This is a genomic window from Actinomyces sp. S6-Spd3 (assembly GCF_000758755.1).
In the GTDB taxonomy this organism is placed as follows: domain Bacteria; phylum Actinomycetota; class Actinomycetes; order Actinomycetales; family Actinomycetaceae; genus Pauljensenia.
The window spans coordinates 137,407-158,050 of the sequence record NZ_JRMV01000274.1 but is presented as its reverse complement, the minus strand read 5'-3'; the positions used below and the strand labels follow the sequence as shown (position 1 = coordinate 158,050).

The 20,644-nt window shown below is 58.1% G+C and carries 20 protein-coding genes; 5 read left to right on the top strand and 15 right to left on the bottom strand.

Annotation, left to right across the window (positions count from 1 at the left end; genetic code table 11):
* Window positions 1–118: 118 nt before the first annotated feature.
* The 3 genes from guaB to HMPREF1627_RS04200 form a co-directional block, all read right to left on the bottom strand.
* Window positions 119–1,636 carry an IMP dehydrogenase gene (guaB, locus tag HMPREF1627_RS04210; protein ID WP_034501382.1) on the bottom strand — a complete coding sequence of 506 codons (1,518 nt, stop codon included), beginning with the start codon at window positions 1,634–1,636 and terminating at the stop codon, window positions 119–121.
* Window positions 1,637–1,727: 91 nt separating this feature from the next.
* Window positions 1,728–3,011: an AGE family epimerase/isomerase gene (locus HMPREF1627_RS04205; RefSeq protein WP_052040838.1), complete on the bottom strand. Its 1,284-nt coding sequence runs from the start codon at window positions 3,009–3,011 to the stop codon at window positions 1,728–1,730.
* A 133-nt stretch (window positions 3,012–3,144) separates the two neighbouring features.
* Complete coding sequence (locus HMPREF1627_RS04200; RefSeq protein ID WP_034501381.1) at window positions 3,145–4,077, bottom strand: MerR family transcriptional regulator; 933 nt, start codon at window positions 4,075–4,077, stop codon at window positions 3,145–3,147.
* A 344-nt stretch (window positions 4,078–4,421) separates the two neighbouring features.
* On the opposite strand from HMPREF1627_RS04200, the gene HMPREF1627_RS04195 reads away from it, so the two are divergent.
* From HMPREF1627_RS04195 to HMPREF1627_RS04185, 3 genes are all read left to right on the top strand, one after another.
* On the top strand, window positions 4,422–4,715 hold the full coding sequence (locus HMPREF1627_RS04195; RefSeq protein ID WP_034501378.1) for a WhiB family transcriptional regulator: 294 nt from the start codon (window positions 4,422–4,424) through the stop codon (window positions 4,713–4,715).
* Between the two features lie 137 nt (window positions 4,716–4,852).
* Entirely contained in the window at window positions 4,853–5,647 is a 795-nt protein-coding gene (locus HMPREF1627_RS04190; RefSeq protein ID WP_034501376.1) for a DsbA family protein, read from the top strand.
* A gap of 56 nt (window positions 5,648–5,703) precedes the next feature.
* Window positions 5,704–6,600 (top strand): cytochrome c biogenesis protein CcdA, encoded by an 897-nt coding sequence (locus HMPREF1627_RS04185; protein WP_052040837.1) that lies wholly within the window; start codon window positions 5,704–5,706, stop codon window positions 6,598–6,600.
* Window positions 6,601–6,665: 65 nt separating this feature from the next.
* On the opposite strand, the gene groES is transcribed toward HMPREF1627_RS04185, so the two are convergent.
* Window positions 6,666–6,962: a co-chaperone GroES gene (gene groES, locus HMPREF1627_RS04180; protein ID WP_034501374.1), complete on the bottom strand. Its 297-nt coding sequence runs from the start codon at window positions 6,960–6,962 to the stop codon at window positions 6,666–6,668.
* Between the two features lie 214 nt (window positions 6,963–7,176).
* On the opposite strand from groES, the gene HMPREF1627_RS04175 reads away from it, so the two are divergent.
* Window positions 7,177–8,415 (top strand): THUMP-like domain-containing protein, encoded by a 1,239-nt coding sequence (locus tag HMPREF1627_RS04175; protein ID WP_034501373.1) that lies wholly within the window; start codon window positions 7,177–7,179, stop codon window positions 8,413–8,415.
* Here HMPREF1627_RS04175 and tsaD read toward each other — a convergent pair.
* The 10 genes from tsaD to HMPREF1627_RS04125 form a co-directional block, all read right to left on the bottom strand.
* Complete coding sequence (gene tsaD, locus HMPREF1627_RS04170) at window positions 8,396–9,457, bottom strand: tRNA (adenosine(37)-N6)-threonylcarbamoyltransferase complex transferase subunit TsaD (protein ID WP_034501372.1); 1,062 nt, start codon at window positions 9,455–9,457, stop codon at window positions 8,396–8,398. The genes HMPREF1627_RS04175 and tsaD overlap by 20 nt on opposite strands.
* Before the next feature lie 99 nt (window positions 9,458–9,556).
* Window positions 9,557–10,300: a succinate dehydrogenase/fumarate reductase iron-sulfur subunit gene (locus HMPREF1627_RS04165; protein WP_034501371.1), complete on the bottom strand. Its 744-nt coding sequence runs from the start codon at window positions 10,298–10,300 to the stop codon at window positions 9,557–9,559.
* A complete protein-coding gene (locus HMPREF1627_RS04160; protein WP_034501370.1) occupies window positions 10,297–12,276 on the bottom strand; it encodes a fumarate reductase/succinate dehydrogenase flavoprotein subunit in 1,980 nt (659 codons plus the stop codon). The genes HMPREF1627_RS04165 and HMPREF1627_RS04160 overlap by 4 nt, the downstream gene beginning before the upstream one ends.
* A 15-nt stretch (window positions 12,277–12,291) precedes the next feature.
* Window positions 12,292–12,993 carry a succinate dehydrogenase cytochrome b subunit gene (locus HMPREF1627_RS04155; RefSeq protein ID WP_034501369.1) on the bottom strand — a complete coding sequence of 234 codons (702 nt, stop codon included), beginning with the start codon at window positions 12,991–12,993 and terminating at the stop codon, window positions 12,292–12,294.
* Between the two features lie 210 nt (window positions 12,994–13,203).
* Complete coding sequence (gene rimI, locus HMPREF1627_RS04150; protein ID WP_052040836.1) at window positions 13,204–13,707, bottom strand: ribosomal protein S18-alanine N-acetyltransferase; 504 nt, start codon at window positions 13,705–13,707, stop codon at window positions 13,204–13,206.
* Window positions 13,704–14,399: a tRNA (adenosine(37)-N6)-threonylcarbamoyltransferase complex dimerization subunit type 1 TsaB gene (gene tsaB, locus HMPREF1627_RS04145; protein WP_034501368.1), complete on the bottom strand. Its 696-nt coding sequence runs from the start codon at window positions 14,397–14,399 to the stop codon at window positions 13,704–13,706. Before tsaB ends, rimI begins: the two co-directional genes overlap by 4 nt.
* A 9-nt stretch (window positions 14,400–14,408) precedes the next feature.
* Window positions 14,409–14,963 (bottom strand): tRNA (adenosine(37)-N6)-threonylcarbamoyltransferase complex ATPase subunit type 1 TsaE, encoded by a 555-nt coding sequence (gene tsaE / locus HMPREF1627_RS04140; RefSeq protein WP_034501366.1) that lies wholly within the window; start codon window positions 14,961–14,963, stop codon window positions 14,409–14,411.
* The gene (alr, locus tag HMPREF1627_RS04135) at window positions 14,960–16,201 is read right to left on the bottom strand and encodes an alanine racemase (RefSeq protein WP_034501365.1); all 1,242 of its coding nucleotides are present in this window, start codon (window positions 16,199–16,201) and stop codon (window positions 14,960–14,962) included. Before alr ends, tsaE begins: the two co-directional genes overlap by 4 nt.
* Window positions 16,202–16,226: 25 nt before the next feature.
* A complete protein-coding gene (locus tag HMPREF1627_RS04130) occupies window positions 16,227–17,147 on the bottom strand; it encodes an ADP-dependent NAD(P)H-hydrate dehydratase (protein ID WP_052040835.1) in 921 nt (306 codons plus the stop codon).
* 30 nt (window positions 17,148–17,177) lie between these two features.
* Entirely contained in the window at window positions 17,178–18,110 is a 933-nt protein-coding gene (locus HMPREF1627_RS04125; protein ID WP_234305245.1) for a GRP family sugar transporter, read from the bottom strand.
* A 142-nt stretch (window positions 18,111–18,252) separates the two neighbouring features.
* Between HMPREF1627_RS04125 and coaA the strand changes: the two genes are divergently transcribed.
* Window positions 18,253–19,203, top strand: coding sequence for a type I pantothenate kinase (gene coaA, locus HMPREF1627_RS04120; protein WP_034501363.1), 951 nt, complete (start codon window positions 18,253–18,255; stop codon window positions 19,201–19,203).
* Here the strand turns inward: coaA and HMPREF1627_RS04115 are convergent.
* Window positions 19,193–20,626: an alpha-L-fucosidase gene (locus HMPREF1627_RS04115; protein WP_034501362.1), complete on the bottom strand. Its 1,434-nt coding sequence runs from the start codon at window positions 20,624–20,626 to the stop codon at window positions 19,193–19,195. The genes coaA and HMPREF1627_RS04115 overlap by 11 nt on opposite strands.
* Window positions 20,627–20,644: the final 18 nt, after the last annotated feature.

Sequence of the window (20,644 nt, the reverse complement as noted above, 5' to 3'; positions counted from 1 at the left end):
ACGCGAACGCCCCCACTGCCTCAGATACCATCATTCGCCCCGGTCACCTTCAGCAATAGAAAGCGGGCGGGAGCAGTCCACCGACTGCTCCCGCCCGTCACGAACGCTCGAACTGCGATTACTTCGCCGAAGAGTGGTAGTTCGGAGCCTCTGTTGTCATCTGAACATCGTGCGGATGCGACTCACGCAGACCCGCAGACGTGATGCGCACAAAGCGACCATTGCGCTTCACAGCATCAATGGTTGAGGCCCCCAGATAGAACATCGTCTGGTGCAAACCACCAACCAGCTGGTAGACGACCGCCGCAAGAGCTCCGGTGTAGGGAACCTGGCCTTCGATGCCCTCAGGAACAATCTTGTCGTCTGAAGACACATCTGCCTGGAAGTAGCGATCCTTCGAGTACGACTTACGACCACGCGAGCTCATAGCACCCAAGGAACCCATGCCGCGGTAACGCTTGTACTGCTTGCCATTGGTGAAGACGACCTCGCCGGGAGATTCTTCGCAGCCTGCCAGCAAGGACCCCAGCATGACTGTGTCGGCGCCAGCGACGATGGCCTTGCCAATATCGCCCGAGTACTGCAGCCCACCATCAGCAATGAGCGGGACACCCGCAGGCTTGCAAGCCAAGGACGCCAGGTGAATCGCGGTGACTTGAGGAACTCCCACACCCGCAACGACGCGAGTCGTGCAGATAGAACCCGGCCCAACGCCGACCTTCACAGCGTCGACACCCGCATCGATCAAAGCTTGAGCGCCTTCGGTCGTTGCGACGTTGCCGCCAATGATCTGAACGCCATCAAAAGTCGGGTCCGCCTTGATCTTGCGGACCATCTCCAATGCCAAAGCTGCGCCGCCGTTTGCGGTGTCAACTACCAAGACATCGACACCCGCATCACGAAGCGCACACGCACGCTCCCAGGTATCTCCCCAGTAGCCCACTGCAGCGCCAACCATGAGGCGGCCTCGTTCATCCTTTGTCGCGTTCGGATACTGCTCAGTCTTGACGAAGTCCTTAACGGTAATCAGACCCGTCAGGCGCCCATCCTCATCGACAATCGGCAGCTTTTCAACGCGGTTCGTCGCAAGCAAAGCCTTCGCTTCTTCGCGGCTAGTTCCAACCTTTCCGGTTACCAGTCGCTCGCGAGGAGTCATGCAATCACGAACCTTCAAGGAAGCCCACTGATCCGTGGGAACGAAGCGTAGATCGCGGTTGGTAATGATGCCGATGAGCTGCTGGTCATCATCCACGACGGGCAGGCCAGAGACTCGATAGTGCCCACACAGCTGATCCAGTTCTTCGATGGTCGCATCGGGGCCGATGGTCACGGGATCCTCGACCATTCCCGACTCGGAACGCTTCACCTGACGAACCTGGGAAGCCTGTTCTTCGATCGAAAGGTTGCGGTGCAGAATTCCGATACCACCTTGGCGGGCCATCGCAATCGCCATGCGCGCCTCGGTCACCGTATCCATCGCCGCAGAAAGCAGAGGAATACGCAGGCGGATCTTCTTCGTCAGCTGAGCAGATGTATCAACCTCAGAGGGAACAACATCGGTCAGCTCGGGAAGAAGCAGAACGTCATCGTAGGTCAGTCCGGTCAAAGCAAAAGGATCATTGTGAATGTCTGCCATGAACGAAGTCTAGGCCTCTCGAAGCCCCAGAGCATACTGCCGTCGACCGAAATACCGCGAGGCGTGGTTAAGCTCACCAATAATGAGCCGATTACTCCGCGAGTTGCTTGAGAGCCAGGGCAAAGCAGGGAGTGTTTCCGACCTGCGGGAGCAGCAGCATCTGGGCCACATGGTAAGCATCCGCCTTGCCTTCCCACGTCGTACCAGACTCCACACCCGAGGCGTCCACTTCGTGAATCCAACGCCCCGTGGCCTCGCGGAGATAACGGTCAGCCCAATCAACCCACTGCGCATACAAAGTACTCAACTCCGCCACGCGGGAAGCGTCCCCTGCTTCTTCATGAACTCGACCGAGCACACACGCACTATTAACGGCCTCGCACAAGACCCAGTGCATACGGGTATCCACGACCGGGCGACCGTTCCAGTCGGTTGTGTAGACGAAGCCTCCGGCGCCATGGCGATCCCAACCATCGGCGCACGAACGATTAAAGAGTTGTTCAGCAGCTTCGACCATCCAGTCATCGCGATCTCCGAGGCCGATCAGTGCTGCGCGCGTATGAAGAATCAGACGCGCCCACTCCATACCGTGACCGGGGGTAGCGCCATAGGGACGGAAAGGATCCGAAGGGCGATCCGCGTTGTGCTCGGGGAGCATATTCCAGTCAGCGTCGAAGTGTTCAGGAATGCGCCAGTGCAATTGCTCAGCAGTGTCGGCAACGAAACGGCAAATGCCGCGAGCACGGTCCACCCACAGGCGATCCCCCGTCGCATCGAAGGCGGCAAGGTAGGCCTCGACAGTGTGCATATTGGCATTCACGCCGCGGTAGTCCTCGCTGATGGTGTAGTCACGGTTCCACGCCTCGCGGACACGTCCGAACTCGGGTTCCCACCAGTGCTGGTCTTGGTCAGCCAATGCACGGTCGAGCAGTTCTCTAGCTCCGGGACGCCCCAAAACAGTGGCGGCACTTGAGGACAAGATGACGAAAGCGTGCGCGTAGGCTTGCTTGAGGCCGCCATTTGCGGGTTCAACGACCTTCCAATGTGGGCCGTCTTCGCGTTCAACAATTTCAGTGACGAGGCCCGAGTACCATCCACCGTTCTCGCGGTCGTACATCGGGCCTTCTAAGAGGCAGCGAATTCCGTGGTCTACCAGAGGAATTGCCCAGTCATAGCCCTTGAGTGCAGCCAGTGCAAAAACATAGGTCATGCGCCCCGTAATCCACAGTTCAACGGGCTTGGAAGGATCAACAGCACCATTGCGATCGAGGTATCCGAATCCACAGTCAACGACGGATCCTGCTGCAAAATGAGCAAGTTCTTCGAATTCTTCGTCAAATGCCTCAATGAGCTGAGGATCTTCCCACGGGGTCATCTTTATTCCTCTGCGTGTTGCCGCACCTGCGCGGCGTAATAGATACGCGTCTACGCTAACACGTTCTTCAACGTGCAGTAACCGTTACGAGGCCAATTCCACTAAACCGGGCAAGTTCCCTGTTTATGCGGGGTTACTTTGTGCGCGCTGCGGCTCGAGCAAGCTTCGCTCCAAGCAGCGCTAAAGTTTCTTCCACACACGCTGAAACAGTGCGAACACGCAACACATGATCATCCAGAACGCGCGGCGACTGGGAGCCAACCGCGATCACGTCAATTCCATGGTTGTGCACTGCTGAGGCCACGAAGTTTTTACACTCTTCCCCTTGGCCCAAGGTAATAAGTGCAGCGACGTTGGAATCGATATTCTCGACAAAGGCATCGAGCTTTTCTTTTCCGCCAACCCATCCGCGACTGCAGGCACCCAAGACAATAACATTGGGCCCATACCAGCGAAGAGCAACTCCGATAACGTGAGCAGGAAGCAGGTGCGCACGGTCTCCCAAAATAATGATGCTGGGAGAGGAAGGGAACTTCGGTTCAGGACGCTGCTCCGACATCGCACGCAGAACGTCATACATCGCCTGGGTTAAGAGCGACGAACCTGCAACACCGGGAATCTCCCCGTGATAGTCCGTCGCCATGACTTCGAAAGCAGGCTCAACTAAAAGCATCCACGTATGAAGCAGGCCTTTTTCACTGATGCTCGCCTCGATCAAGTGAACAAGCTTCTCGCGGTCTCCCGTGCGCGCGGCAGCAACCAATTCATCCGCTGTCCGCGGAGGGGCAACTTCTTCGAGATCTCCTCTGGACTGAGAAAGCACAATCGCAGCGGCATCTGAGGGAGTGACACCACTTTGAATGAGCTCGATCATGTGACTGAGTCGAGCAACATCTTCGGGAAGGTATCGCCGGTGACTACCCGCGGAACGCTCGCCCGGTCCCAGACCATAACGTCGTTCCCAGGTTCGAAGAGTCGAGGCAGAGACGCCAAGCTTGGAAGAAACAGCAGTAACGGTCAGCGGTGCGTCATGAGCGGGGGGAAGCACAAGTTGTGCGCGGGGCATCGCCTTCTCCTGCCTTTCTGAAGGATACCTAAATGAATGCTACCTATTGATTGTCAGCTCTGAAGGTCGTCTTCGCCAATCGAGGGCTGAGATTTTGTCCGCTCACAGCTGAGCAAGAATATGTGACAGGCAACAAAATTGCGCTTTCAGCCTCCTTACAGCTGGCCGTTATATGCCGTAATAATGCGGTTTTCGCTGGAAGTTAAAGCATTTTCGGTTTCCTGTGAAACAACTATGATTCTGTGACAAGGGCTTGAATAACTCTTGCACAATTCGGTAGCCTTCATTCAGTCCTTCCTCAAGAGATCGTCTCTTGCCGGAAAGACCAATGAATGGAGGTACTCATGTCTGACGTCTCCCGACTGCCCGGACCTTCGATTGATGCGTGGGAATGGCAGTACCAGGGCGCATGTCGCGACCTCGACACGGAACTTTTCTTCCACCCCGAGGGTGAACGAGGCTCTACTCGTCGCCGTCGTGCAGCTGGCGCTAAGGCCATTTGCGCAACCTGCCCCGTCATCGAGCAGTGCCGCGAATATGCTCTGCGCGCTCAGGAGCCCTACGGAATCTGGGGCGGCATGACAGAAGAAGAACGACGCGAAGAAGTTCAGCGTCGTCGGATCCGCCGAGCATCCTGACGCACTTCATACGTAAACAACAAACTCGCTCGGGACGCTTTCCCGGGCGAGTTTCCTATGCTCACAGGCTATTCGCCCTCACGGGCCCCATACAATACACTGAACTCATCCCCATCAATTCAGGCGAAAGGTGACCAATGACGACGCGCCAAGGCAGCAAACAACGAATCATCGCTATCGCTCTTCTCGCATGTGCTATCGCACTCATTTGCGGTGCCGTGTGGTGGACCAACCGCCCCGCTACCCCCGCAGCAACTTCGTCGGCCTCGGCAATGCCCAGCGCAACTGCAATGCAGCAGTCACCACAAGCGACGGTCGCGCCCACCGCGCAAAGTTCCTTCGCCCCCACGGTCACCGATGAGCAGGGACTCAGCATCATTCACGCCCAGCAACACCGTGACCCCAGCGATGCTCGCGCGAAGGGAAGCGTTGACGCTCCCGTCGTCATGGTGCTCTACTCGGATTTCTCGTGCCCCTACTGCACGCGCCTTGCCAAGCAGGTCGAACCTCAGCTTGAGGATTTGGTTGCAAACGGCACGCTCAGGATCGAGTGGCGCGACCTCGCACAGATTTCCCAGTCCTCTCCCCTTGCCGCTCAGGCAGGAATCGCAGCGGCCAATCAGGGGCGCTTCTGGGAATTTGTCGCAGCAGCCTACGGAGAAGCCGATCCCTCCGGACACCCCGAATACACGATGGATTCTTTGACCGCACTAGCCCAAAAGGCTGGCGTGAGTGACCTCGATAAGTTCCGTGCGGATACGACGGATGCGAATACCGCAGCCCAAGTCAAGCAGGCGCAGAACGATGCCTACCAGATCGGGATTCAAGGCACCCCCTTCATGTTCATTGGCGATAGCTTCATTTCGGGCTACCGCGATGCTGACTACATCCGCGCAACCATTGCGAACCAAGCCGAGCACCTCAAGAAGTGAACCCTTTTATCGCCTTCTTAGGCGGAGTTTTGACGCTGTGTGCTCCATGCTCGGTCATGCTCCTGCCTGCGTTCTTTTCCTACGCATTTCGTTCTCCTAGTCAGCTCATCGCGCGCTGCGGGATCTTTTGGCTCGGTCTCATGACTCCGCTTATCCCGCTCGGCATTGCTCTATCTGGGGTCGTTGCGCTCATCCGCGAGCATGCCTCTTTGATCACCCACGTTGTTGCCTTCCTCGTGATCTGCGCGGGAATCATCACCATCGCGGCCCTTGACTTTCCAAAATTCCGCTTCGGTAGCCCGAGGCCTGCGCCCACGCGGCCGGGCACGAAACTTACCTTGAGCACGCCCACTGCAGCTGGCCAGCTCAGCACTCGCGAGGCCTCGACACCTCAAGTTTCTCTTTCCCCCGCCGGCGCACCCTCGGGAGAAAAGAGCACCCCCATCGCGGTTTATCTTCTGGGGATTACCTACGGGATCGCGGGCGTCGGATGCGCGGGGCCCATTCTAGGAGCGGTTCTTGCGACCTCAGCACTGGGAGGCTCCCCGGTTTCTGGTGCAATTTCGATGGTCTTCTACTCGGCAGGAATGGCATTTCCTTTGCTTGTCCTTGCACTGGTCTGGAGAAAAACTGCCGGCCGCGTTCAGGCAATTATCCGCCCCAAACCGCTGCGATTTTTGGGCCGCGAAACGACCTGGACCAATGTCATTTCGGGCTTGGTTTTAATCGCTCTGGGGCTGCTTCTCCTGCTCGTTGACCTCGGCAATCCTCTTGGAGGTCTCATCTCACTGGGAACCTTGTCGGGGTGGGAGGAGACGATCATCGCTACCTTCGGCGCGATCCCCTGGTGGGTCTTTGCAGCTGCTGGAGTATTGATTGTTGCTGCTATTTTCATGCTGGTTCCCCGCAGCGAGTCCTCGAATCAACCCGGGACTTCTTCAGATAAAAAGTGATGGGCCCGGACCTTATTGTCCGGACCCATCCTCAACAAGCGCTGAGCGCGCCTGTATCAAGATTTTCAGCGCTCGACGATCGCCAGAACGTCGCGTGCAGACAGGATCTGCAGCTCTTCGCCGTCGTACTTGACTTCGGTGCCACCGAAACGGCTGAAGATCACGTGGTCGCCAACCTTGACGTCGACGGGGACGCGATTGCCGTTGTCATCAACGCGGCCGGGGCCAACAGCCAGAACTTCGCCTTCCTGGGGCTTTTCCTTGGCTGCATCGGGGATGTAGAGACCTGAAGCGGTCTTTTCTTCGCTGTCAACCTGACGGATAACAATGCGATCTTCGAGGGGCTTAATGGTGATTGCCATGTCAGCACTCCCTTTCTTCTCGTAACGATTTGTCATCCCTTCCCTGCCGTCGCGGGGGTCAGGTATGGGATCGCAATGTGTTTACGGACTCAGTTTAGGCTTCGATTGGCACTCTAGCAAACTGAGTGCCAGCTTCTTCCTTTCTCTCCACCTGAACTCCCACACGCCCCACTCGGTTTCTCTTCTACCTTGAATTTCAGCAAGAATAGTGTGCATGTCCTCCATTACGCCCCTCCTGTCCTCCCCCGGCCGCGAGCTGCTTGCCCAATGGGAACGCGAGGGTGCGTTTCGTTCTCTCTCCCCCATGGATCTTGCGCTCGCAATACGCTCCCAAGTCGCAGACCCGGAAGTCGCCTCGGCAGTTGCTTCCCAACTGCAGCTGCGCACCCAAGCGGAGAAGAAGTTCGGCTCTCTTGCTCGCACGCTTTTGTGGACGCGCGATGGTTATGAGCAAGCAACTCGCTGGGTGCTCGCCCGCCTGCACGCGCAACGTTTCCTTGATTCAGGGGCACACCACGTCGGCGACCTCGGGTGCGGAATCGGAGCGGATTCCTTTGCTTTTGCCCGCGCGGGAATGCGCGTGACGTCCTTCGACATCGACGACGAGGCCCTTGCCGCAGCGGGGGCGAACCTTTCTGCTTTCCCCTCGTGCCGCGTTGAAAAAAGAGACGTCACGACGCTTCACGGCGAGGACTTTCACGCCTATGGTTTTGACGCTCTTTTCGCCGATCCTGCAAGGCGCACGGGCAAGCAGGGCGGCTCGAAGCGCATTACTTCCCCCGAGGATTGGTCGCCTGCCCTAGACCACGTGCTGGCTTGGGGGGATTCCATCCCCCGCCTCGGCGTCAAGGTGGCCCCCGGGATCCCCTACGACTTAATCCCCGAGCACTTCCACGCGCAGTGGACCAGCGTCGATGGAGACCTTCTCGAGGCCGCGCTGTGGGCGCCTGAGCTCGCTCCAGAAGGGGCGGGGCGATCGGCAAGCGTCATCACTGCTGATCAGGTCCATACCCTCATCGATCCACAGACGCAGGCGGCAAATTCGCAGCCTCGCCAAGCCGAGTGCGGTCCGCTGGACAGTTATATCTTCGAGCCAGATTCTGCGGTGATCCGCTCAGGGACAATCGCCTGTCTTGCAGAGCAGATGGGGGCTCACCTTGTCAGTGAATCGATTGCATACCTGAGTGGTCCCACCCTGCACCACACACCTTTCGCCAGTGCTTTCGAAGTGATCGATCACGTGAATCTGCGCGTCAAGAACATTCAGCAGGTACTGCGTGCGCTTAACGTCGGGCGCGTCGAAATTAAGAAACGCGGGGCTGACATTCAGCCAGATGCCTTAAGAAAATCCCTGAAACTCAAGGGAGACGCCGAAGCCGTCATCATTGCAACGCGCATCGGCGGCGCCCACCGGGCAATTATTGCCCGGAGAATCAGCGACGGGGAAGCATAGAAGTCTGCGTCAGCGGCATCCCAGAATCTGGAGAGAAATCCCAGTCTGAAGGGGCAACGCCCGCGCGGACCAATTCCGATCCCATCGCCGCGATCTGCGCACCATTATCCGTGCAGAAACGCAAGGGAGGCATACGGACGGTCAGTCCCGCGGCCTCGGCGCGCTGAACGATCAGGGAACGCAAGCGCGAGTTAGCGGAGAACCCGCCACCCACGACGATGGTGTCGCAACCATGATCCAGTGCGGCGCGTACCGCCTTTGAGGTCAGGGAATCATTCACAGCTTCCGAGAAACCGGCACAAATATCCTCGGCGGGAAGGGATTCTCCGCGTTCTTTTAGTCCTTCTACGTAGCGCGCGACAGCAGTCTTGAGGCCGGAGAAGGAGAAGTTGTACTTGTGACGCTCCTGGTCTTTCCCGGCTGCCAAACCACGCGGGAAACGGATCGCTTGAGGATCTCCCTGCTGCGAGAGACGGTCAACGTGGGGGCCACCCGGATAGGGAAGATCCAGCAGACGACCCACCTTGTCGAAGGCTTCACCGGCAGCATCGTCAAGGGTCCCGCCGAGTTCACGGACATCGGTCGCGATGTCATTAATGAGAAGCAGGTTCGAGTGTCCGCCCGAGACCACCAAACCGATGAAACGCTCTGGGAGGGGGCCATCGGCGAGTTTGTCGACGGCGAGGTGGCCGATAACGTGATTGACCCCGTACAGTGGCTTTCCAATTGACGAGGCCAGCGCTTTGGCTGCGCAAATACCGACGGTAAGTGAGCCGACGAGGCCTGGGCCGGCAGCAACCGCGACTGCGTCCACCTCGTCAAGAGTAACGCCTGCTTCTTCGAGCGCACTGTCCAAGGTCGGAATGAAGGATTCCAGGTGTGCACGCGAGGCAATTTCAGGAATGATGCCGCCGTAGCGGGCGTACTGATCCATGGAGGTCGCGGTCCGGTCAACCAGAAGATCACAGCCACGCACCAAGGCGACACCTGTCTCATCGCAGGTGGATTCAATTCCCAATACCAAGGGGTCTTTTTCACTCACCCGGCCATTTTAGTCCGGCGGCTCATGATGCGCATACGCCGCAAAAGGGATGGGGACGATCCCGAAGGATCGTCCCCAAACCAGTGAGTATTGAAAGACTCAGACGCCCTTGAGGGCTGCCTTTCCAAGCTGACGGTTCAGCGTGGAAATCACGTCGAGCGGGATCTGCTTGGGGCAGACCGCTGCACACTCACCGATGTTCGTGCAGGAACCGAATCCTTCTTCGTCCATCTGGTTGAGCATGCTGACAACGCGACGGTAGTTCTCGGGCTTGCCCTGCGGAAGCAGGTGCAGGTGAGTGACCTTCGCCGAGGTGAAGAGCATTGCCGAGGCGTTCGGGCAGGCTGCCACGCAGGCGCCACAGCCGATGCAGGCAGCGGCTTCGAATGCGCGATCTGCGTCCTGCTTGGGAACCGGAGTGCCGTTCGCATCCGGAGCCGCACCCGTGTTCACCGAGATGTAGCCACCGGCCTGAACGATTCGGTCCAGAGCGCTGCGGTTAACAACCAGGTCCTTGATGATCGGGAATGCTTCTGCGCGCCAAGGCTCGATGGTGATGACATCACCATCGTGGAAGGTACGCATGTGCAACTGGCAGGTCGTGGTGACCTCGGGGCCGTGCGCAATGCCGTTGATGACAATGCCGCACTGGCCACAGATACCTTCACGGCAGTCCGAATCAAATGCGATCGGTTCTTCTCCGCGGGCAAAGAGCTCTTCGTTCAACACGTCGAGCATTTCCAGGAACGAGGATTCCTCAGAGATGCCGCGGACTTGGTATTCGTGCATGGCACCCGGATCCTCGGGTCCGTTTTGGCGCCAAATCTTCAGTGTCAGGTTCACTTGTAACTCCGCTGCTTCAGCTCGATGTTGTTGTAGATCAAGGCTTCCTTGTGGAGGATCGGAGGCTGGTCCTCGCCACCCCACTGCCATGCTGCAACATAGAGGTACTTGTCATCGTGACGGAGGGCTTCACCTTCCGGTGTCTGCGACTCCGCACGGAAGTGGCCACCGCAGGATTCCTCACGGTGCAGGGCATCGATGCACATGAGCTCGCCCAGCTCCATGAAGTCCGCAACGCGGCCGGCCTTTTCCAGGGACTGGTTCAGCTCGCCGATGGACTTGCCCGGAACGCGAACATCACGCCAGTAGTCAGCGCGAAGCTTGCGGATCATCTCGATAGCCTTCTTCAGGCCTTCCTCGCGACGCTCCATACCACAGTATTCCCACATGATCTGGCCCAGTTCCTTGTGGAAGGAATCCACCGAACGCGAACCGTTGACCGACATGAGCTTGTCAATGCGCTCCTGAGCGGAGTTCAGTGCCTCGACGACATCCGGGGACTGAGCATCCAGCTTGGGCAGGTTGAAGCAGTGTGCCAGGTAGTCGTTGATGGTGTTCGGAAGAACGAAGTAACCATCAGACAGACCCTGCATTAGTGCCGATGCACCCAGGCGGTTGGCACCGTGATCGGAGAAGTTTGCTTCACCAGCGACGTACAGGCCGGGCAGGTTGGACTCCAGGTCGTAGTCAACCCACAAACCACCCATCGTGTAGTGAACGGCCGGGTAGATACGCATGGGCACTTCGTAGGGGTTATCACCCGTGATGCGCTCATACATATCGAAGAGGTTGCCGTACTTGGCGGACACTGCAGCCTTGCCCATGCGCTGGATGGCCTCGGAGAAGTCCAAGTACACGCCGCGCGCAACGCCATCGATCTTCGGGCCAACGCCGCGTCCCTCATCGCACATGTTCTTTGCCTGGCGGCTTGCGATATCACGAGGAACGAGGTTGCCGAAGGAGGGGTAGATGCGCTCCAAGTAGTAGTCGCGATCTTCTTCGGGAATGTCGCGAGGATCCTTTTCGCAGTCCTCAGCCTTCTTGGGAACCCAAATACGACCGTCGTTACGCAGGGACTCGGACATCAGCGTCAGCTTGGACTGCTGGTCGCCGTGCTGCGGGATGCAGGTCGGGTGAATCTGGGTGAAGCAGGGGTTCGCGAAGTATGCGCCCTTGCGGTATGCACGCCAGATTGCGGTAGCGTTGCAGCCCATCGCGTTCGTCGAGAGGAAGAAGACGTTTCCGTAACCGCCGGTTGCCAGAACAACCGCATCAGCGATGTGGGTTTCGAGCTTGCCGGTGGCCATGTCGCGCGCAACAATACCGCGAGCGCGACCGTCGGAAACGATGAGTTCCACCATCTCGTGGCGAGAGTGCTCGGTCACGGTGCCGGCGGCAACCTGACGCTCCAGTGCCTGGTAGGCACCGATGAGCAGCTGCTGACCTGTCTGGCCGCGTGCGTAGAACGTACGCGAGACCTGGACACCACCGAAGGAACGGTTGTCCAGCAGGCCGCCGTATTCACGTGCGAAGGGAACGCCCTGCGCCACGCACTGGTCAATGATGCTGGCGCTGACTTCAGCGAGGCGGTACACGTTGGTTTCACGTGCACGGTAGTCGCCGCCCTTGACGGTGTCGTAAAAGAGGCGGTAAACGGAGTCGTTATCGTTGCGGTAGTTCTTCGCAGCGTTGATACCACCCTGCGCTGCAATGGAGTGCGCGCGGCGGGCGGAGTCCTGGTAGAAGAAGACGTCGATGTTGTAGCCCATCTCGCCCAGCGATGCGGCGGCTGCGCCACCGGCAAGGCCGGTACCGACGATGATGACGTGGAGCTTACGACGGTTGGCGGGGTTCACCAGAGCCGCGTTGAACTTACGCTGTTCCCAGGCCTGAGCCAAGGGAACATCCATGGGGGCCTTGGAGTCGGCGATCTCTTCGCCTTCGCGGTACAGCCCGTGAATCAAAGTATCAGTCATGTCTCAATGTCCTTGTCAGGAGATGTAACCGGCAACGATCGCCAGAGGAGGAAGCGCGAACATCAGGAAGATCAGGGCTCCGACCAAGCCGGAAACGATCTCCATGAACTTACGAGTTCCACCGCGGACCCATCCCAGCGACTGGAATGCCGACCAGAAGCCGTGGGAGACGTGAAGCGCTGCAAGACCGACGAAGATCAGGTAGACAACAACCATCAGCGGGCTGTGGAAGGTTGCAACCATGCGCTCGTAAGGAGTGGAGTCTGCAGCAAAACCGGTGCGGACCGTTCCCGTCGTGAAGTGCAGGATGTGGAAGACAATGAGGAAGAAGAGCAGGACGCCGGTCATGCGCATTGTGCGTGCGGCGTAAGCATCTGCCGCACTGCGCTTAACGACGTATGCACTGCGACGTGCACGGCGCGAACGCTTCCAGGTCACGGCAGCTGCCCAGATGTGGATGACCAGCATCAGGACCATTGCACCGCGGAACACCCAGATGAATCCGCCGTGGGGGAAGATCGGCACAAAGGCTTCTTCTTTCAGCCAGTGTGCGTAGTGGTCGTAGGCGTCTTGTCCCAAGAACATCTTGAGATTGCCATAGGAATGGAAGAGCAGGAAGAGCACGAACACAATGCCGGAAATCGCCATCAGCTGTTTGACGAAAACCGTCGTGGTCCATGCGCGACGCTTCTTTGTTGCGACTGTTTGTGAGGCCATGAGATAAGCCTATGCTGAGGAAGCGTCACTTCGATGGGACCGGCGACCCTCTTAGGAAAAAACCGCCTCCCACGTCAACGAAGTATTCCGGAAAACCTGAGGTTTTGAGGGACAAAGCGCACGAATTAGTCAGGAAAAAGACTCGTCACAAATTCGACAAAATCACCCTAAAATCCCGCCATTAAGGCAACATCCTTTTTCGTATTTTATTCATCGGACAATGAGCCGCATATTCAGGGCATCTTCACGCGGGTTGCGGAAGTAGCCTTTCGTCCGACCAACGACCTCAAAACCAGAATTCTCATAGAGAGAAATCGCAGCAGCATTGGATTCGCGAACCTCGAGGAAAACCCTTTCACTCCCCCAACGACGGGCGACATCGATCAGGGCATCCATCAAAACGCGACCCAGTCCACGGCCTCGAAAATCGGGCAAAACACCCATGGTCATCACATCCGCGTCGATCCCCAGCGCGATTCCCGCATACCCGTATAAAACCGGCGGCGCGACCGCATCATCATTCACGCAGACACCGAAATACACGCTGCGACCCGAGCTCAGCTCTTGAGCGATCATCCCGGTCGTCCATGGGTCTTCGGGAAAAATCTCCTGCTCGAGAGTCACAAGAGCCTGCCGGTCCTCAATTCCGAGGACAAGAAGCTGCCCCCCAGAGGCCTCGGCTCTCTCGCGAGCAATAGATTCAAGCGAGGTCACATGCGCTCCGGGGCCTGGCCGTGAATATCGGGACGACGCAGGTAAAGGGGCTCGGTTCCTAAACGCTCTTCCTCCCCGCGAGCCAAGCGAGCGCGAACAATACGAACCATAACCGCGGGATCAAGCGGGAGTACCGGCCCCATCTCAGCACCAGCCAAGACATCGGCACTGTGAGAAGGAATGGGAGCATCCGAGACTAAAAGCCCGGATTGCTCGCGAAGAGCTCCCCCGAGAGCGCGTGCAAATCCGACTTCGAGCTGGCCGATGAGGCGCACGTCATCGGGGCCTTCAGCTACGAAATGACCCCAATACAATTCCTTTCGCCTAGCGTCGGTAAGGGCGTAGACATGGGTATCAGGCGAGAGATGATCAAGAGCAAGTCGCGCAATAGCATCTAGACTGCAGACCCCGTACACAGGAATGCCAGCAGCTTTGGCAAAGACCCGCGCCGACACCAGGCCTGCACGCAAACCTGTGAAGGGAGCCGGCCCCGTTCCTACGCAGACGGCGTCTAATCCCGCACGTGAGACATCGGTGGGAAGTCCAGCGTCCTCGAGGGCCTCCAGCACGCAGGGGGTGATGGACTCGGCGTGGTGGCGTCCTGACTCATTACGAGAAGCACCGATCACTTGCCCATCGCGAACGATGGAGACAGCGGTTGCCCCGGAGGTATCAATACACAATTCGGTCATAAGTCGATCCTATTCCACGCTGGTTTTCAGCTCAGGAGCAAGCTCGTCGAAAACCCCATCCCAGCGGCTCGAATAGGGAGTGAAGGTAATAATTCGCTGCCCATCATCCATGCTTTCCAGGTCAACGACGCCACCGTCTAGTGAGGCCTCCCCACCTTCTTCACGGCGCACCTCGATCTCGAGGCGGGAATCACTCATCGCTTCCGTCTTGCCTTCGCCCCACTCAACGACCGTGACCGCTTGGCCGATGGTCGAGTCCAAGTCCAGCGTTTCAAGATCGTCCAGGTCGCGGATCCTGTAGGCATCGGCGTGGATCAGGTCCGGACCGCCGACCAGTGAGGGGTGGACGCGCGCAACGATGAAGGTCGGCGAGGCAACAGTTCCGCGTACGCCGAGCCCACGCCCAATCCCCTGCGTCAAAGTCGTTTTTCCTGCTCCCAAGCCGCCTCGGAGCATGATGAGATCTCCGGCGCGTAGGTGATGCGCAAGTTCTTCACCCAAGTGGCGAGTCTGGTCAGCATCACTCACGCGATAGCTGAAGCGGATAGTGCTGTTCTCGGTCATCGTTCCTCTTCGTACTGATAGTTGCGGGGGATGCGCTCCCCTAAACGCGTAACAATCTCGTAGTTGATGGTTCCCGCGTGAAGCGCCCACTTGTCAGCCGATGGGCATCCCTTTTCGGGATCGCCGAAAAGAAATGCTCGGTCGCCCACGTGGGCAGGCGGGCGCCCGCTGGCCGAGGTCGGCGTCCCCTCCTCGCCTTCGGCTGGACCAAGGTCAATCATGAATTGGTCCATACACACTCGCCCGACAATCTGCGTTGGGAATAATCCCCGCTCAGTTTCGACGACGACCGGTGCCCCGTTTGACGATGCCCGCAAAATCCCATCACCGTAGCCCAGCGGCACCAGCCCGATCCACCTGCGCGTCGGCGCCTGCCAGGTTCCTCCGTACGAGGCCGGGGTTCCTTCCTCGATCACCTTCACTGAGGTCAGTGGTGCACTGAGCGTCATTGCGGCCTCGACGCCCAGTTGACGTGCGCTTTTGACGGATGGGTCAGGGGAGAGACCGTACATCCCGATTCCCGCCCGGACCATGTCGTAGTGGGTCTCGGGGTGCCATAAGATTCCCGAGGTCGCGGCAAGGTGGCGGATTTGCGGATGCACACCTGCCTGGGCAAGAATTCGCAGTCCTTCTTCAAAGATCTTGACATGAGAGCGCGTTGATTCTTCACCCGAGGGGCTGGGGTCATCGGCACGCGACATGTGACTCCACGCGCCCACGACCTCAATCAGTCCCTGATCCTGCGCCTCGCGAAGAGCCTGTGCGAGTTCGGGAAGGTCAGCAAGAGTCGAACCTGCACGCGACATTCCTGTATCGATCTTGACATGCACTCGGGCGGGCCTGCCCAGCGCCCGCGCGGCTGCACATATCTCATCGAGCACCCACGTCCACGAGACTGACAGGTCGATATCCGCTTCGATTGCCGCGGTAAAGTCGGTGCCCATCGCAGAAATCCAGGAAAAAATCGGCGCGTCCTTACGCGCAATACCAGCCTCGTCAAGACCTGCACGAAGTTCCAGCGCCTCGGCCAGCTGTGCAACGCCCAACCACTGTGCTCCCGCCTTCAACGAAGCAAGCGCGACGGGAATCAGGCCGTGACCATAGGCATTAGCTTTAACGATTGCCATCTGAATAGTCGTCGGCGAAGCGGCACGCAAGACAGCTAAGTTTCGCGCAATAGCGGAGAGATTTACTGAGGCTACAGACGGATAGCCTCGTCCAACTTCGGAAAGTTCCACTCCCCCAGTATCGCACCCTCGTCTATCAGGAACACAGCGGCCCTACGATATCTGGAACTTTGCGGGCAATTTCGATGGCTTGAATGGGACGGAAACACGCGTCCTCACCCCTGCTGCCCTTCGCCCCTGCCCGCGATTGAACCCAGACTCCCGCTCCCGCGCACTCGCCGCACTCGGCCTCGGAAATGGTCGCACCCGGACTGCGGCGTTCCACGCGGGCTTGGTATGCCGCCAAGGTTCCCGCGACAACCCCGGCGAGTACGTCACCACTTCCGGCGACTCCTGCCCACGGAGTTTCCTGGGGGATTTCGACGGCGGTGATGCGGCGCTGCCCCTGGCTGTACTGGCCATAAACACACAGTGTGCGCGCACTCTTAAGAACAACAACCGCGTCCGTTAGCTCCACCAACGCTCGTGCCGCTCCAAGAGGATCGGCATCGACCTTCGCGCGCGTCGTCTCTTCCCCAAGTTGGGAAAGCAAGCGTGCGGCCTCCCCGTGGTGCGGGGTAAGGATTGTGCGCGACAAGCTTCTACCGCGCTCCTTCCCATAAGCCACGAGGCCTGCGACCTCGTCGAGTGCACCGGCATCGATCACCAGTGGGAGCTTGGAATCGATACAAAAACGGGCGAGTTCCACGCAGTCCTCGCGCCTGTCGGTATCGCATCCAGGACCGACGAGGCCCGCTTGAATCCTTCCACCAAGGGTGACGACACCGGGAACATGCGCCAGCACCAAGTCTTCAACCCTGCGCGGAGCGTTCAAACGCACCATCCCCACACCGGTCTGCGCGGCGGCGAAAGAAGCAAGAAGCCCGGCCCCGGGATAGGTATCAGAGCCCGCGACTACTCCAACAACGCCTCGGCGATACTTATCGTCGCTGGGGCCAGGAGTGCGAAAGTAGGCGCGTGCTTGTTCCTGAGCGAAAGGAAGAGTGTCCGGTGTCATGAGCGTATTCTTTCACGCCCGGTGCCAACCTCAGCTGAAGGAACGAGCAACACCCACCATGATGACGCCGATAACCATGATGACAACGCCAATGATGGTCCAGCGCATCTCACGACGCGTGCGCGTCTCGTGGAGGATCAAGATTCCGCCGAAAGTCTGAATAATGACGCCCATCTGCGACAGAGGGAAAGCAACCGCGACACCAAGAAGTGAGGAGGAAACCTGGGTTAGCAAAATCGCGGCTCCCCACATCATGCCGGGGATCAATTGGCGAAGAGTGAGCAGGCTCCAGCGATTGTCTTCCTTGCCCAGTTGAGGCGAAAGCGCAGGGATCGTTGCGATGAGGCCGACAAGGAAGTAACCGACCGATTGGGGAAGGATCACGGAGCGTCCATCCAAACCAAAGCCTTGAACAATCAGCAGGTAGGCGACAAGGCAGGAGGTCGAGATCACCAGAAGAATTGTCCCGCGCTTCCAATCAACGTTTTCGTCGGCAGCTTCCTCTGTCTTTTCAGTCTTGGAGATGAAGACCACGCCCAGGGTGAGAAGCGCGATAGAGCTCAGTGCAAAGACAAGTGCAAGGCCATGGTTCATCTCACCGAAGAGAATGATCCCGCCCAGGCACATGAAGATAATCTGCCCCGCAGTTGTCAGCGGCATGGTGCGCGAAACACCGAGCACCTTCAGGCAGAGAATTTGGAGATACTGCCCAAATCCAAGGATCAAGCCTGAAAGGAAGGAAATGAGCAGGGTCTTGGTTGTCCAATGAACATCAATGAAAGGGGTTGCCAGCGCTGAGAAGAGGAAGGCACCTCCCAAAGTTCCCAGGGTCTTTTGCCGATCATCGCCGCCTTGAGCAACAAGGACGATGGACATAAAGCCAAGGAAAAGAGCCGGGAGCAAAGCGACGAAGTAGTCGATCACGACATACCCACTTTCTGGTGCGTCAATTGGTGCAACCAAGGAATGATGTTTTCAGGCTAGTGGACAATCAAGTAAACACAAGGGGCGAGATCCCTATCTGGGCTGCGCGATAGATAACAATTTGGCGCACAACTAGCCCTAAATCGTGTGCGTCGCACAGCAAATTGCGACAATGAAGACCGTGAGTGAAATCAACAACACCGAAGAATCTCCCTTCGACTTTTTCTCCCGCGACCAGTGGGATCGACTCGCCGACAGATCTCCCCTACCACTCACACACACTGACCTTTCGCGTTTAGCATCCCTTGGCGACCCCATCGATATTGCCGAGGTCGATGCGATCTACCGCCCATTGACCGCACTGTTGCAGCTCTACGTGGAAGGACACCGGCGCGTTGAGCACGAACGCTCTCATTTCCTCACGCGCTCTCACCAAGCTCCTGTCCCCTTCATCATCGGAATCGGCGGCTCAGTTGCCGTTGGAAAATCTACTGTCGCCCGCCTCTTACGTTTCCTCTTGTCCCGATGGGAAAAGACCCCGCGAGTTGACCTGATCACAACAGATGGTTTCCTTTTCCCCAACGCGGTTCTCCGTTCCAAAGGCTTGCTTGGGCGAAAAGGTTTTCCCGAGTCCTACGACCGCCCAGCGCTCATTTCTTTCCTCTCGGCGGTGAAGTCGGGGATGCGCAATGTTCAGGCTCCCGTCTATTCACATGTCGTTTACGACATCGTCGAAGGCGAGAGCGTTGTCGTAGACTGCCCGGATATTCTCATCGTTGAAGGACTCAATGTCCTCCAACCTCCCAAGTGGGGACCAGGAGTCATGCCGATCGCGGTCTCGGATTTTTTTGACTTCAGCATCTACGTGGACGCCAACGCCGAGCACATCCAGCAGTGGTACGTTGATCGTTTCCTCACCCTGCGCCAGACCGCGTTCACTCGCGAGGATTCCTTCTTCCGCACCTACGCTTCCTTAACGGACGCTCAGGCCGAGGCGACTGCTCGCTCGATTTGGGAGGAGATCAACCTCCCGAACCTTTTGGAGAACATTGCTCCCACCCGTGAGCGCGCAACGATGATCTTCACCAAGGGTGCGGATCACCGTGTCGAGTCGCTGCGCCTTAGAAGGTGAGTTCTACTCCCACCGCGTAGCGCAGATCAGTCTGTGGAATCACGAGGCGTGATGAACCTTCGCGCGCCTCGACGATGACCCCTTCCTCGCTTCCGAGGATCCGTGCGCTGTGTACCTTGCCGGGGACCTCAAGCCAGGTTGACGCAAGACCCACAGCGGCAAAGGTTGCGTCCTCAAGCGAGAGGTCCGCGGCCTCGTCAGCCGTTGGCGCCGGGGGCATTCCGAAGAGGAAGACGCGAGCCTCGCTGTCCTTTGGGTGGGTCGCGTACCAAGACCAGCCCTCTTGCGCGCGTACCGAGGTGATCGGCGTCCACGGACGAGTCGCGTAGATCCCCTCACCGTTGACGCGTAAGAAATCGCCGAGCTCTCCGAGGCCTCTCGAAATCCACGAGGACATCCTTCCGCGAGCGTCAGGACCGATCCCAATGAGATAGTTTCCGCCTCGCGACACGATCGCCAAGAGGTTGGAGATGATATGACGCATGGGCTTGATCGGTTCTTCGGGACGCATCGAGCACCAACCGCGAGTCATGGTGATGCATGATTCCCAGGGGTAGCGTCGAATATCGTCCGGAATTTCCTGCTCGGGGGTTCGGTAGTTTTCGTTCACCCCATGGACTTCTCGGTCAACGACCAAGATATCGGGCTGGAGACGGCGTGCATTCTCAGCGATCTCATCGATATCAATCGGTTCATCTGGTTCGCGAACCCAGCCGGCATCGAGCCATAGCACGTTGATGCGCCCGTAATTGCGCAAGAGCTCGTCGATTTGATTGTGGGTGTAGCGAACGAAGGAATCCCACTTTGCGCGGTGTTTTTCGATATCGAAGTTGTGGTAGCGATCAGTGATGGCGCGAGCGCGATCCCAGTACCCCGGGTGGTTCCAATCGGCCTTGGAGAAATAGACACCCGTTTCCATGTTGTGAGCACGGAAAGCATCGAAAATTTCACGGACGATGTCGCGACCAAGACCGGATTCTTCGCTGGTCGACTTAAAGTTCGAGAAGTCCGTGTCGTACATGGCGTAACCGTCATGATGTTTTGTCGTAAAAACGACGTAACGCATTCCAGCATCGGCGCATGCACAGGCCCATTCTTCGGCGTTGAAATCATCCCCCGTAAAGGAACGAGCTTGGTCGCAGTACCACGAGTGGTATTCCTCGTCGCTCCCCTTCCAGTCCTCGGGCGGATCAGTGAATCCGCCCAAATGCTGACGATGTAGGGACCAGGAGCCATCTTGGCCGATGTGAGAGAAGATCCCCCAGTGGATGATGACACCGACCTTGTGGTCCCTCCACCGCTCAAGCGCGGCGACGGTGCGCGGGTTCGTTGGCCAGATGTATCCGGGATCCGGGTATTGACGCAGCGCACCCGCGGCTTCTAGTGCATCGGGAGCAAAATCTTCGCTCAGTTCGTCACTCATTGGTGTGTGCCTCTATCG